Origin of the sequence: Xenorhabdus mauleonii (genome assembly GCF_900113945.1) — a bacterium.
Taxonomy (GTDB): Bacteria; Pseudomonadota; Gammaproteobacteria; order Enterobacterales; family Enterobacteriaceae; genus Xenorhabdus; species Xenorhabdus mauleonii.
In genome coordinates, this window is the sequence record NZ_FORG01000001.1 from 94,408 (window position 1) to 107,325 (window position 12,918).

General features: G+C 39.1%; 15 protein-coding genes and 1 pseudogene. 4 read left to right on the forward strand and 12 right to left on the reverse strand.

From position 1 onward, the window contains the following. Positions 1-32: 32 nt before the first annotated feature. The 3 genes from BM100_RS00390 to BM100_RS00400 all read left to right on the forward strand — a co-directional run bounded on the left by BM100_RS00390 (position 33) and on the right by BM100_RS00400 (position 2,312). On the forward strand, positions 33-719 hold the full coding sequence (locus BM100_RS00390; protein ID WP_092507074.1) for a helix-turn-helix transcriptional regulator: 687 nt from the start codon (positions 33-35) through the stop codon (positions 717-719). A gap of 142 nt (positions 720-861) precedes the next feature. Continuing rightward, the gene (locus tag BM100_RS23470) at positions 862-1,671 is read left to right on the forward strand and encodes a VOC family protein (RefSeq protein WP_244590613.1); all 810 of its coding nucleotides are present in this window, start codon (positions 862-864) and stop codon (positions 1,669-1,671) included. Positions 1,672-2,009: 338 nt separating this feature from the next. Beyond that, a complete protein-coding gene (locus BM100_RS00400) occupies positions 2,010-2,312 on the forward strand; it encodes a 7(1) septoil knot domain-containing protein (RefSeq protein ID WP_092507075.1) in 303 nt (100 codons plus the stop codon). A 325-nt stretch (positions 2,313-2,637) separates the two neighbouring features. Here the strand turns inward: BM100_RS00400 and BM100_RS00405 are convergent, their stop codons facing one another. The 6 genes from BM100_RS00405 to BM100_RS00430 all read right to left on the reverse strand — a co-directional run bounded on the left by BM100_RS00405 (position 2,638) and on the right by BM100_RS00430 (position 7,614). Continuing rightward, complete coding sequence (locus BM100_RS00405) at positions 2,638-2,874, reverse strand: hypothetical protein (protein WP_092507076.1); 237 nt, start codon at positions 2,872-2,874, stop codon at positions 2,638-2,640. Positions 2,875-3,208: 334 nt separating this feature from the next. Further along, positions 3,209-3,688 carry a hypothetical protein gene (locus tag BM100_RS00410; RefSeq protein WP_092507077.1) on the reverse strand — a complete coding sequence of 160 codons (480 nt, stop codon included), beginning with the start codon at positions 3,686-3,688 and terminating at the stop codon, positions 3,209-3,211. Positions 3,689-4,053: 365 nt separating this feature from the next. Beyond that, positions 4,054-4,653: a hypothetical protein gene (locus tag BM100_RS00415; RefSeq protein ID WP_092507078.1), complete on the reverse strand. Its 600-nt coding sequence runs from the start codon at positions 4,651-4,653 to the stop codon at positions 4,054-4,056. 609 nt (positions 4,654-5,262) lie between these two features. Next, positions 5,263-5,508 carry a hypothetical protein gene (locus BM100_RS22415; protein ID WP_099139521.1) on the reverse strand — a complete coding sequence of 82 codons (246 nt, stop codon included), beginning with the start codon at positions 5,506-5,508 and terminating at the stop codon, positions 5,263-5,265. Between the two features lie 148 nt (positions 5,509-5,656). Then, entirely contained in the window at positions 5,657-6,877 is a 1,221-nt protein-coding gene (locus tag BM100_RS00425) for a hypothetical protein (RefSeq protein WP_092507080.1), read from the reverse strand. Between the two features lie 5 nt (positions 6,878-6,882). Then, positions 6,883-7,614 (reverse strand): Hcp family type VI secretion system effector, encoded by a 732-nt coding sequence (locus tag BM100_RS00430; protein ID WP_244590612.1) that lies wholly within the window; start codon positions 7,612-7,614, stop codon positions 6,883-6,885. A gap of 685 nt (positions 7,615-8,299) precedes the next feature. Between BM100_RS00430 and BM100_RS00435 the strand changes: the two genes are divergently transcribed. Then, positions 8,300-9,187, forward strand: coding sequence for a PhzF family phenazine biosynthesis protein (locus BM100_RS00435; RefSeq protein WP_092507081.1), 888 nt, complete (start codon positions 8,300-8,302; stop codon positions 9,185-9,187). Between the two features lie 44 nt (positions 9,188-9,231). On the opposite strand, the gene BM100_RS23995 is transcribed toward BM100_RS00435, so the two are convergent. The 6 genes and pseudogenes from BM100_RS23995 to BM100_RS23480 form a co-directional block, all read right to left on the reverse strand. After that, positions 9,232-9,357, reverse strand: a complete 126-nt coding sequence (locus BM100_RS23995; RefSeq protein WP_420855313.1) for an Rz1 family lipoprotein — start codon at positions 9,355-9,357, stop codon at positions 9,232-9,234. Then, positions 9,305-9,532 (reverse strand): annotated as a pseudogene (locus BM100_RS24000) (lysis system i-spanin subunit Rz); the annotation flags it as partial. The pseudogene BM100_RS24000 and the gene BM100_RS23995, both read right to left, overlap by 53 nt. Then, on the reverse strand, positions 9,429-9,692 hold the full coding sequence (locus BM100_RS00445) for a hypothetical protein (RefSeq protein WP_139216911.1): 264 nt from the start codon (positions 9,690-9,692) through the stop codon (positions 9,429-9,431). The pseudogene BM100_RS24000 and the gene BM100_RS00445, both read right to left, overlap by 104 nt. A 270-nt stretch (positions 9,693-9,962) precedes the next feature. Continuing rightward, positions 9,963-10,247, reverse strand: coding sequence for an integrase arm-type DNA-binding domain-containing protein (locus tag BM100_RS23475; RefSeq protein ID WP_244590611.1), 285 nt, complete (start codon positions 10,245-10,247; stop codon positions 9,963-9,965). A 639-nt stretch (positions 10,248-10,886) separates the two neighbouring features. Continuing rightward, entirely contained in the window at positions 10,887-11,153 is a 267-nt protein-coding gene (locus BM100_RS00455) for a helix-turn-helix domain-containing protein (protein ID WP_092507084.1), read from the reverse strand. A gap of 467 nt (positions 11,154-11,620) precedes the next feature. Next, positions 11,621-12,766 carry a phage tail fiber protein gene (locus BM100_RS23480; RefSeq protein WP_339355276.1) on the reverse strand — a complete coding sequence of 382 codons (1,146 nt, stop codon included), beginning with the start codon at positions 12,764-12,766 and terminating at the stop codon, positions 11,621-11,623. Positions 12,767-12,918: the final 152 nt, after the last annotated feature.

The window sequence follows — 12,918 nt, forward strand, 5'->3', positions numbered from 1 at the left end:
GAATAAGCCAATTAGCTTGAAGGAATATTGAATTGTCCAGAGCACAGCGTTTGTTATCTCTTATGGAAATTTTACGTAGTTACCACTTTCCGGTACAAGGTAAGGTTCTGGCTCAGAAATTAAATATTAGTTTGAGGACGCTTTATCGGGATATCGCAACCTTACAGGCTCAAGGAGCCATCATTGAGGGAGAAGCCGGTATAGGTTATGTTTTACGGCCGGGATTTGTTTTGCCGCCATTGATGTTGACACAAAGTGAAATAGAAGCCTTGGCATTAGGCGCTCGCTGGGTCGCCAAGCGTACAGACTCACAGCTAAAAGCTGCTGCAAATAGCGCGCTCAACAAAATTGCAGCCGTGATCCCGATAGAATTAAAACAAACGTTGGAAAACAACTCATTATTGGTTGGCCCTGCTTCTGTGGAAACGCAGCCCACTGTTGATATTCAACAAATAAGACAAGCAATTCGCCACAGACATAAAATCACCATCATGTATAGGGATCTGAAGGGTAATCAATCAGAAAGGACGATATGGCCATTTGCATTGGGTTATTTTGAAAATATCAGTATTGTCATTGGTTGGTGTGAATTACGGACAGAACTCCGCCATTTCAGATCAGACAGAATTGCCCATTTAACCGTAGAAAATTGTTGTTATCCCCGATCAAGACAATCCTTACTTAAGGAATGGCGGGAAAAGGAAAAAATACCTAATTAACCTTTATTCCTCACTCAATTGGTGTTCTGAATTTATATGAAATCCATATGGTGAAAACACTGCTGACAGAAACTGTCACAGCTCATTGCTATCCTGCGGACTCTAAATATTTTTGCGTCAGTGTTTGACCTTGGAGGTGTTCATGTTAACTCTAACTTTTTCAACATCGCTAAATGCAAAACCCTCTCGAATCTGGGCTCACTATGTTGATTTTGAACTGAGAAAAAAATGGGAACTTGGTTTAGAGTCCTTTCAATTCGAAGGAGAAATTAAGACCGGGCAATATGGCAGGATGATATTGAATGGCATGCCTGAAATCCGTTTCTATCTTGTGAAGGTCGAAGTGGATAAAGAGTTTACTGATCAGGTGAATCTGCCTCATATGGGAATATTAACTTTTTGCCATCAGATTTTGACTGATGAAAACCATATGGCAAATCGTGTTCAAGTAGCCGTTTCTTTTGAACCTAATGCTGGCATTCCTGATATTCAATCCGAGCGTTTTTTTACACAGGTTACGCTAGACTTGGTTGATAATCTCTCGAGACTGAAAGCCGTGGTCGAAAAAACCGAGATAATAGAATCCATTGCTGTAAAGCCTAATCTTCAGTTAGTTTATGTTTCCGATATCGAGCGTTCCACTCGCTTTTATAAAACCATTTTCAATGCAGAACCGATTTTTTCCAGCCCGAGATATGTGGCATTTTCTGCGGATAACGAGGCGATTTTCGCGCTTTGGAGTGGCGGAACAAAACCAGACAGTGCTACCCAGCGTTTTTCAGAAATTGGCATCATGTTGCCCGCCAGCAACAATGTTGAGCAGCTTTTTGAAGATTGGAAAAAACATCCGGATATTAACATTGAACAAGAAATTTACACGGACGTTTTTGGTCAGACCTTTCTTGTGAAAGATCCTGATGGTCATATTATTCGAGTGTGTCCCTTGGATTAAAACAACGTTAGATTAAGAAAATAAAGGAAGCAGATTTCAGGCCTGAGGGATTGTCAGTAAGAGCATGGATAATTTCTCAGGTATATTCCGGCCGTATGTCACTGATGCCAGCCGCTTCCATTTTAACTATCTTCATATCCACTCAAACTATCTGCATATCAATGATAGTCATCATAAAAACGATTATTATCAATAGATTAACTACCAATGCAATGCCACTGGAATGCCAAAAATCGTTATCCGTGATCATTTGATCACTCTCCGTTATCAAAATCGTGTCATCCGGCGTATGATTAGATTTCCATTATTTGAATCACCTGTAATGGACAAGAGTTCACATGAAAAAATTAGTCATTTTGTTAGTTGCCACACTACTTTCGTTTGGGGCTTACGCTAAAACCAAAGTCGATGTTTCCAAGATTTATGGGAACATTAAAGTGGTAAATTCTGGCGCAGATTATAAAGTGAAGATTGTTAACTCATTACCCGATCTGAAAGTCAAACTTGTTACCAGTTTTGCTAATTCGCCGGGCAAATGGCGAATGGTTGCAGCATCACCTGATTACAAAATCCAGTTCGTCAACTCATTCCCGGATTTTACTATAAAATATGTCGATTCATTTCCCGGGCCAGCCAAGTAATTAACCGTGCAGATGGAGGACTACATTGTCCTCCAATGACCATTCTTTCTATTAATACGCCTTCACGCACCACTCCATATCTACACAATGGATTGCAAGTTACATCACGGTGGCAAGGGAATGACAAATTCGTCGGGAACGAATTTGAACAGCCAAAAGCTGGCCTCCGGCGAGAGGCAGGAACCTCTCATAATCCCCGGAAGCATAGATAACCGTATGTTTATAAAAACGGTGACCGGGGTGATCGAGCGCAGACAACAAAGGGCAGCTTGAAAGACGAAGTGTAAAGATAGTTCCTCAGAAGAGGATTGACTATCAAAAGAGATTAAGCATGACCTCTTTTAAATAATTCGATGATAGTTGGTATCTCAGGCAAAAGAGTGCAGACAAAATAGAATGAGACAGCGAATATTCCACCTAACAATATGATAATTAGCCAATTAAGTGAGCTATCATTTTTCTCACATTTCCGAAATGTGGCTATTAAACCAATAAGTGAAATGATTGTTCCTAACGTTGCACCTACTGCCATAACGGCATAAAGAACCAAAGCCATTCCCATAAACCAAACTCCTTTTATTCATTAATATTATTGGAGTTTTAGCCTACATGATAATCACTTTATTGTCAGCTTATTTATCGCATTTTACCAGAAATGGCGGTATGAAATATTTAGCCTTGAAGAGAAGGTTTTGTTATACCAAATACCATCAATAATATTAAATTGCCATAAATACTGCCGTATATTTTTACAGAGAAAATTAGGCTTGAGAGTACGTTTAGCCAAGTTTTTCAGATTTAACTTTCTAGAATATCAATAAATCAAAAGGGGATAACTATCCCCCTTTTGATTTTTCAATTAACTGTGCTTTGACTCGCGTTTTTATTAATATTGATTATTTAAATATTATCTTCATATTTTTATCTTTCATCGAATAGTAATCGATAAGTTTATTATGGCATCCTACTTCACCGCAAGTCGCATCATTTACCAATTCATTGCATCCGCCCACGCCTATAAGCCATTTAAGCGGTGCTCCGATTAAGCCATCAAAGATGCCATCAACTTTAAAAGTTAATCCACAACTTACTATATCCTCACCCTGTGGGTAACGGACAGTCCAATTCACATATCTACTGGAAGCCCTACAATTTGCAAAACTATCACTATCCTTTAAAACTGTTTTTCTACCCTCATTCTTAGGGACAATGATATGTGCATCACCCGCGTCATTCATGCAATAATCATAGTCTTTATCTATATAAATATGTTTATTCGAAGAGTTTACAAACTCAATATTATATGCTGTTTCAGCAAAAACCGGTTTCATGAATAAAAACAGAAAAAACATGATAGAACCAAACATGATCTTCATATTATTCTCCTTTTGATGAAATTATTCAAAAAATATTTTATTAATTACTTCGCCACCGCTAATGGATTGACTTATTGATAATTACTACATCATATAAATTATTCACCAATCCATTTTAGTATAATGAGATATTATTGATAATGATAATTCAAAAACCAGCAGATGATTGAGGTAATTTAGCCTATTTTCATCACTTCACAGTGTAATAATAAAAAATAACATCAGTAGTTAAGAGATTAATAAAAAGTGCCATTGGAGCAAACATGTTAGATATACACTAAAAAAAGCCTCGTCATTTGAATGGCGAGGCCATTAAATCTATTGAAATGAATTTTAGTTAATAAAAAACACACTATGAAAATCGCCTAAGGGTTATTAGGATCGCAAAAGAAAAATCTATTAACATCTAAGGTTCCACGATGTGCAATGAACCATAAATTTTGAGGAAGAGTATTATTAACAGGCGGTGATGCAATATTTCTAAATTCAAATCTACCTCTTGATGCATATACTCTCATCCCTGTTGAGTTTGCCAAATTCTGTACAAACCTATCATGAACAGGAGATGAATAATTACCTATAAGTCGAATGCTATCAATAGGACCTATTTGAACTATCAATTGTTGTATATATGTATTCAGTGTTCCTATACTAATAATTCCCACATTACCGCCAACAATTAGACTTCCTTGATTTGGGGTTATTTGTGCGCTCATTCCTACCCCAACAATAAACAATCTTCGGTGATTTTCTACAGCCGGGTTCAATGGGTTTTGAGCACTTAATTTCTCAAATGGACGGCGAGGCCCTCCTGAAAGTAAACGATTTCTAGGGAGGCTTATATCTCGATCTGTATCCACCACAAAGTAATAAAACCCTCCTTGATTATGATAGGTTAAATGAATCATATTCTCAGTAGGAAGATTTTCAAATCCCTCATTTTCATCAATATCAAATCGCTCCATAACTCACCTCTTTATCCAAAACCACAAGCATCTACAGTGATACTCTCAAATGAGGCAAGTTGCTAGCCTAAAGAACTCAGCCAGCCAAAATATTCCATCACCCAAATCGACGATTTCTTGCTTAGTTTTAGGATTATCGCAAAGGTAGAATAGCTTGATACTGGCTTATTTCATTTGGAGTATGGCAGTCTCACTACATGCCTTGCGTTGATCTCTATGTGCCACGAGAGACTCCCATCATATTCGTTGCTACGTATAGTTTTCTTCGTGCAAGTTCGGCGTATTACTGGCTCATGATAGGTAGTTTCAATCCTCAAGGAGCGGGCTGTTTGACTTAAATGCTGGTAAGTGGGTGTTTTTCGTTTTCGGCTTTAATTAACAATTTGCATTTTTTGGATTAAATCGGGTTTTTGTTGGCGTAGTTCGAGTAGTTTTTTCATTTTGTTTATATGTACAAGATTTAATTTTATAATGATTATTATTTTTAACTTCATGAGAAATAATAAAAAATTCACTTAATTGTACTAAGTGCTCATACAAAATATAAGAAGAAATATTTTTATTATAAATTTAGAGGGTGGCGATATAAATCGCCACCCTCTAAATTTATTATTCTTTTACTTTTATTGTGTAGATTTTATTAAACTCCCTTACTTTCGTAAACATTGTCCCACGGGTTGAACCATACAATATTATTTTTATTTCCCCGGGAATTATAGGAATTCCATTAATTACAATATTATTGTAATTTTCTCGTATTTCATTTTCCTTTCCTCTTTGTACTATGGTTCTATGTGGATTCCATTGCAGCCCAGAATTATTAGGGATAATGTCTATATGTACTGACTCTTTCATAATACTCATATCCCTCATAAGGATTGATGTTTTGTATGATTTATTTAAAAATGCATCAGGCAAATAATTTGATTTAGGTGAAATATTGGATGATGGACTACTACATCCAGACAGAAAAAAGAATAAGAAAATTAAATATTTTTTCATTTTATTTTAGTGGTTTCAAAACCAATCCTCCGAATGTTTTCCCTAAAAAATAATCTAATGTTTTACCTGGTTTTACTTGATTTTTGACAAACCCCCACGAAAATAAATTCAAGTCTACATGTTGATTTAAATCAAAGTCTTCTTTTATTTCCTCGTTTTGATAATTTTTTACTGTTCCATTCCAAACGACCCAGTGGTTTTTACCTGAAGTTTCTTTATCACCATATTCATATAACATTCCTGCTGAAATTAATGTAACAACATGATATCCATTACTATAATAATCATTAAGAGTTATCAAATCTTTTATGTTGCAACTAGATAACCCAACATTGCTAAATACTTTTTCATATCCTGCTTTTTCAAACCAATCTGATAGTGACCACCACGCTGTAATTCCTGATGTCTGATATTCGACCTCATCATAGCTAAAAATCATATTTTCTGAATCTCTTAAGCTAGCTAATGTTACCCAGTCTAGGCCAGATATTTTTTCTCTCTGAGGATTATACCTTAGATCATAAAACGAACCTTTTGGATGTCGGCAACCGTCACCTGGTTTAATTTCTAACTGCCCTATTTTAGTCTTACCATATTGCCATAATTCACGGGCGGCTTGCTCATAAATATCGGGTCTGTCCATCTGCAAGCAATAAAAAAATGCAGCCGGGCCGCACAAACTAGCCCACCCTTGTCTTGGATACGTTCTTTTCGATACTCTACCTTGAATTTGTGATTCAATTTTACTTTTTTCAAATGGATCGTCAGGGTGGCCAATGGGATATTCTTTCGCAATAAAAGGTCGCTCAGGAATGGTGATTTTTAATTCGACGGTATTATCTCCGTCGCTGACAGGTTTTGTTTCAATCGTACTTTCAAAATAACAGGCATTTTCTCGTTTTTTATCCGAGCAAGCTTTACCGGAAGCTAATTCACCGAGGGTATGCATTTTCTTAAATGGGGCTTGCAGTGCCGGAAATATATTTGAGTCATGTTTGCGGTATAGCATAATATGCATGATATAAATCACAGAAAGTTCATCGTCTGTTTCCTGTGTAACATGCTGTTGAGTTTCATAATTACTCTGCAATTTCTCCTGAAAAACATCGAGTAATATATGGAAATTTCCTTTTGCATCCTGACGATAAATGGCTAAATCGTAAAGCAAATTTTCAGCAGGAACATTCGATTCTATTTTGGTCTGAACGGCATATGTTGGCATTGGTATTAATCCATTAATATATGAAAATTAAGGTTCGTTTTATCGTCGGTGATATGCCATTGGGTAAAACCCTGCTTATCTGTCATCCCTGTTTTTATCTGCCCATCCGGCAGGCAAACCCGATATTTACGCTCAATTAAAAGATTTCCCTCGTCATCAATACAACGATAACGTACGTGGTGTCGTGAGTCTTTCACCGGTTCTTCATTAACCAATGGTTTGATATTCGAGAACCCGGATAAAAGCGGTTTTGCCTCTTCACGCCCTGCTAATTGTGAAATGCTGTAACCCGAGGTACCTGCGGCAATGTGATTGCATGAAATAGACTTGTAATCAAGCATAACAACTTCATGCGGGATCGCACCGTTGTCATTGATTGAATGCGGATAATTATAGGAAATATCCACAATAGTGGCACTTGCCAGCTTGATTTCATAAAAAAATTCAAGTTGACCCATCGTGCTTGTCCGGTAATGCATAAAACTGGCATCCAGCAATTCGTTTCCGTCGATTGCCATCGCTAGCAGGGGAGAGGATTTATCAATGGGCTTCACAAAGCTGACAGGCTGATGATTTACGTTCTGGTCACGGCTCATCGTATGGTTGAGGCTCAATACCTGTATTTGATCTTCTCGTCCTTTTTGATAACGATTACCAATCGATTCAGGTGTTGAACAGCCTGCTGAAATTAAACCCTGTTTCTTGCCCTTTAATGACAAGTAAATGATATATGACATTCTTGTCTCCTGTAACAGCACTTTCGATAAATGCTCAATGAAACAGGATATAACAGAATTATTTATCTATACCAGTGTGAATAAAAGCCCATCAATGAAATTGTGATTAACTTCTATCCTTAAATAAAATCAGATTATTACGTCATTTTAATTTCAGGTAGTACCAAAAAATAAAAACCCATCTTTATAAAAGATGGCATTTATTTCTCTCCAGAGGAGCATACTAAAGCTCCTAAAAACAAATCACTGCCACTGCCCACTCCCACATTAACTGAGACCTGACTAGAATTTTCTAACTGTTTTCGATATGTCTCCGGTAGGAAATGATTTAAGTGGGTAACCCCATAAAATGGGGCACTTTAATTCAGTTGTTACAGGTCGGTTTTGAACCGGCCAGAGGGGTTATTTTTTTACAAGCTTTCTTCCACAAAAGATGGTAGAAAGGATTTCTGTAGTTAAAAGAAAGGGATTGATGATTAGTGAAAGAATTCAGCAGGCCATTGCATTGAGATGCCCCCCTTACCCACAATATGTTTATATAGCTCAAGGCAGCACAAGAAACGACCGAACGCCTGCTGAACCAGCTAGTCCCCTCCCACAATGAAGACATCCTGAACTATCAACATGTGATCAAGTTTTACACATAGGACTTAGATCGAATCTGGTCATAACGCTGGAGCAACAGATGCAAAATGAGGCAACACGCTCGGTTGAGCACGACATCAAGGTACACCTTGTAAACTCATTTACCCGAAATAATTCTGGCGGCAACCCCGCAGGGGTCGTACTCAACCCGCCCGACCTGAGCGTCGCGCAAAAAATAGCTATCGCGCGGCAGGTGGGTTTTTCCGAGACCGCATTTGTCTATGCCGGCGAGGACACAGATTTCAAGGTGGATTTTTTTACGCCTGAAAGTGAAGTAGATTTTTGCGGGCACGCGACATTAGCCGTTTTTTTCACCTTGGCTTCACTCGATCTGCTTGCGCCGGGTGATTACAAGCAAAAAACCAAAGCCGGTATTCTGAGTGTGGCTGTCAGCCCCCACAGTGTCGTCATGGGGCAGGCTCTGCCTATCAGACGGCAAGGGCCTGCTGTCGAAGATATCGCAGCTGCTCTCGGGGTACACCGCGAGGTTATTGAAGGAACCGGTTTTCCCATCGAGGTAGTCTCAACAGGATTGCCGGACATCCTTATTCCAGTGCAACCCGGTCAGTTAGACACCTTGCGACCTGATTATGAAGCGATTGCAAACCTGAGCCGCGAATTCGATACTATCGGTTTCCACGTATTTGAACTGAGCCGCCATGCTTCCATCACAGCCCACTGCCGAAATTTCGCGCCACTGTACGGCATAGATGAAGAATCCGCCACCGGCAGTGCCAGCGGCGCTCTGGGGTGCTATTTGGTCAGTCATGTCCTGCCCGGCGAAACTCACTTCTTGTTAGAGCAAGGGCGGGCTATGGGATGTTCCTCCCTGATTCAGGTGACAATTGATACACAAGCGCAGACGATTAGTCGTGTTAGAGTCGGTGGGCAAGCAAGCATGATCGGCACAAAAACGGTTGGACTTTAAAAAGATAAATGAAAATTTTCTGCGTAAGCACGATTCCTCTACACTCAATTCAAGGTACTGGGCTTCGAGGGTTTCAAGTTCTCCGAAGATACGTACATAATCTTGTTCAGAGTCTTTCTCCAGTCGGGTAGATCCTGATGCATCCAAGCTGGCGGGGGAAGTGGTTTCAGTCACTGGGCATTCGGCTTTGACATACACCCTCTTAACATGAGTACGCAAATCATCACTAAGCTGAGTGATTTTAGATTTGGCATTGGTTAGTTCCTGTAAGCGGGTGGTATCTATTTCTGAAAGTGCGTTCGTGCTGGTCTTTAATTGTGATGACCTGTGTTTGGTATTTACTATTCAGGCCATCATAATCTTTGGTTTTTTGCTGATACTCACTGTAATAGAACCAAAGCAGACCCGCGGCAACAGAAAAATCTCCAAGGGTGAAGTATCGGTTGTTGAATTTCATTCTTTCTTCACCCAATATCCAGAACCCCATGACCGAGGATTCCACCATTTTAGCCGTAGATACCCAGCCTACACTGAGCCAGTTTGTGATAGTTTTTCATAACATCCCGTAGGCTTTTTCAAGCGTCACCTCAGAATACGGTGGCTTGTTCTCGCTCTCCATTCAACTAATGCCTTCTACCAGAGTAAACAAGACTTTCGTTAATAGGAGGTATTCGATATTGTCGAACTACTGAACTATTTCCGCTATTGGATTAGTTTCAAGTTAAATAGAATGATGGATATCAGAGAGGGGTAATGTATATGTCGGATAAGCTAATTAGGCTAAATAAGAATTTAGATAAAACGGGTTAAGAAAATACTCCATTTTCAAAGCACTCATCATGTCCATGCGATAACCTACTGACCATCTACTCTTGCGCTTTTCATACCATTCACGGGTAATTTTCTCAAAAGTATTTTCTGACATGATAATACTTTCTCGTTTCTGTCTTTTTCTATCTTCGGAAGGGTTAATGCCAGCAGCAGCCTTTGATCGATGCTCTGCTGTTTTTCTTCTGGCTTCAGCTAAAGGCACCTCTGGATAAGTCCCTAAGGAAATCATCTTCTGCTTGCCTTCAAAACAATAACGGAATCGCCAATGGCTCTACTAATAAACAAAGTCCATTTCCATCAGACAGCGTATATGACTTTGCTTCCGGCTTGGCTCTTTTAATTGCCACGTCTGTTAGCTTCATCATTTCACCCATGTGTATAGGAAGATGTGTATAGGAAAAACTATACACAATTTCATGTCGCTCTCAGGAGATGTTAAGAGATATTAGGAGACTTAGAGTTGTTATTATTTGTTGATTTTACTGGAAAAAGTAGACGAGAGGAGGGAGCAATATTAAATATATAACCATTTAATATTAAACAAATTATTTTCATTGAAAAGTTAATATACCCCCAGTTGTACCCCCACATTATTTTATTACCCTTTTGGGGTTATCCCTTTATGCTCTAATGTCCTCCCATAAAAGTTAGCTCAGTACATTCAACACTTCGATCTTACTCGCTGAGTTATATCATTGATATAAAAATATTTTTTGTATCAATTCAAAATTACGATGAATTACGGCGGAGGCTACAAGGGTTGAGGTAATGGCTAATTGATAGTAGCACCTCATCAAATCCAATAACGTACTGCAAGTAACAAAATGAGGTGACTATTTCCCTGATGTCTTTTTTGATTTTAGAATAATTATTTTGCTGATTTATCGCGAACTTTCCGTTCTAATAATTCTCCGGTATGAGAATCAAAATAACGGCTAGGCCAGATTTCAGAGGGATGTATTTCGAGATAGTTAGCGATAATCCATTCACCTTTAGGCCACGGACGAGAAAGTGTATTCGCTAATGTTGATGAACTGAGTCCTGCTTCACGAGAAATAGCCGCTAAGGTCGTGCCACGTTTACGTAATGCTGCAATAATATCGGCTTGATGCCAATCTTGTTTTATACCAATCATTCCCGCTATCCCTTTCATTAATTAATAAAATTGATGGTGGTGATTCAAACAGGGTTCGCAGTACCGGGAACTATCAACCGGCGAGGCCGAAGCCTCCCCTGCCTGAACCACCATTGAAAGGGTGATAGCAGACGCACTGGTAGAGACATCCTACCAGTGGATAGTTCATTACAAGGCTGCGAAACCTTACCATCGGATTTTGCCAATGGCGGGGCTACTTTAATGAATTGGTTTATCAAATTCAATAAGTAATCTAGTAAAACAGCTTAATTTTTTGTGTTATATATCATTGAGTGCTATAGGCCGCTGCTGCTGTTCACTAAAGGGAATACCAAAGCTCACCGGAGGTACTAACTATATGTAGGATGTAGGCTAATACACTTTGTTGTTTGACGTCCGTGTCCATGCAGGAAGATCCAATTTGGAATCAGCGACAACAATCCACAGGAAAATTAATCCTATGATTATTAACCTTTAGCGGAAGACATTTGCACTCGAACGGAAACAAATCTGCCTTCGGGGATATCAATCAAATCACCATCTGCATAACCTTCCCTTACATTTCTAGCGAAAATAGGCGCGTCTGAATGTTCGCGGTGGTATGTCATTAATTTGATGGAGCCATTAGGTAGAACTTCGTGATCAATCCAAATTAATGGGAGATCATTTTGACACCGTGGGATTTCAATACTTCCTATTGTTCCATCATTACTGAATCCCATAACCTCTTTGATGAGATAAGTACCCTTTGATAAACGTTCAACAATAGCGCCTTCTGACTGAGCGTTAGTAGTAAAAATACCGGACGAGTAAATTTGAATAGTAGGGGATCTCGGTTTTAGATTACCATCATGGCCAATGGTGACATTACCGTTATATCCCAACGCCAAAACATTACCGTCAACACCTTTTTCAAATACAAAATTAGAAACTGTATCCCGTTTTCCTGTTTCTGGGTTTAGTGGTTGTAAAACTACATATCCTGTGTCACCGTGTGAGCCAAAGTTAACATCTAATCCACTATCATGACGGATGAGAAAGTTACGCCATTCACTACCTGTAACCATCACACTAGCAAAATTTGGGACTTGATGCTGAATAGCTGCATCTCCCAATCCGATATTATTCACGAATGCCAACTTATCAGGAATATCTGCCCCATTCTGAACTTTAGACAGCCTATTTTCGGCATTGGTATTGGCATTGATTGCATTCTGATTTGCGGTAGCTGCTAATGCGTTAACTTCGCCAATATGAGCATCGGTTTCTGCTTTTGTATAGGCTCCGATATCCTCTGCTTTCAGGGTGATATCGGTGGACAGGGTATAACCATTAACTTTACGCCCAATTGGAACTCGGTCACTGGCATTATTGTTTGCGGCATTGGCTAGGTCATATGCCGTTTTTACTGCCTTTGGTGTTGCTGCCATAGTTTCGCTACCACTACCGACATCATTACTCAGGACAACAAATCCCTTATCTTGCAGTGTTGCATTCGGGTGGTTTCGGCTCTTGGCATGTTCTTCAATTTTTTCGTTGACATATTCTGGCGTTGCAACAATAGCAAGTTTGCTATCTTCTGAAACGGGTGCATCAGGCTTCTTATCTTGCATAGTAATTCCCTCATTTAATCAACAATACACATTGCTAAATAACATGAAGGCGGTGGGATACTTCTCCGCCTGTGAACATCAATAAAATGGGTTCATCAATATTGGAGAGTACGGAGTGACTAATATTTGATAGGTTGCATGTTTTGGTGGCA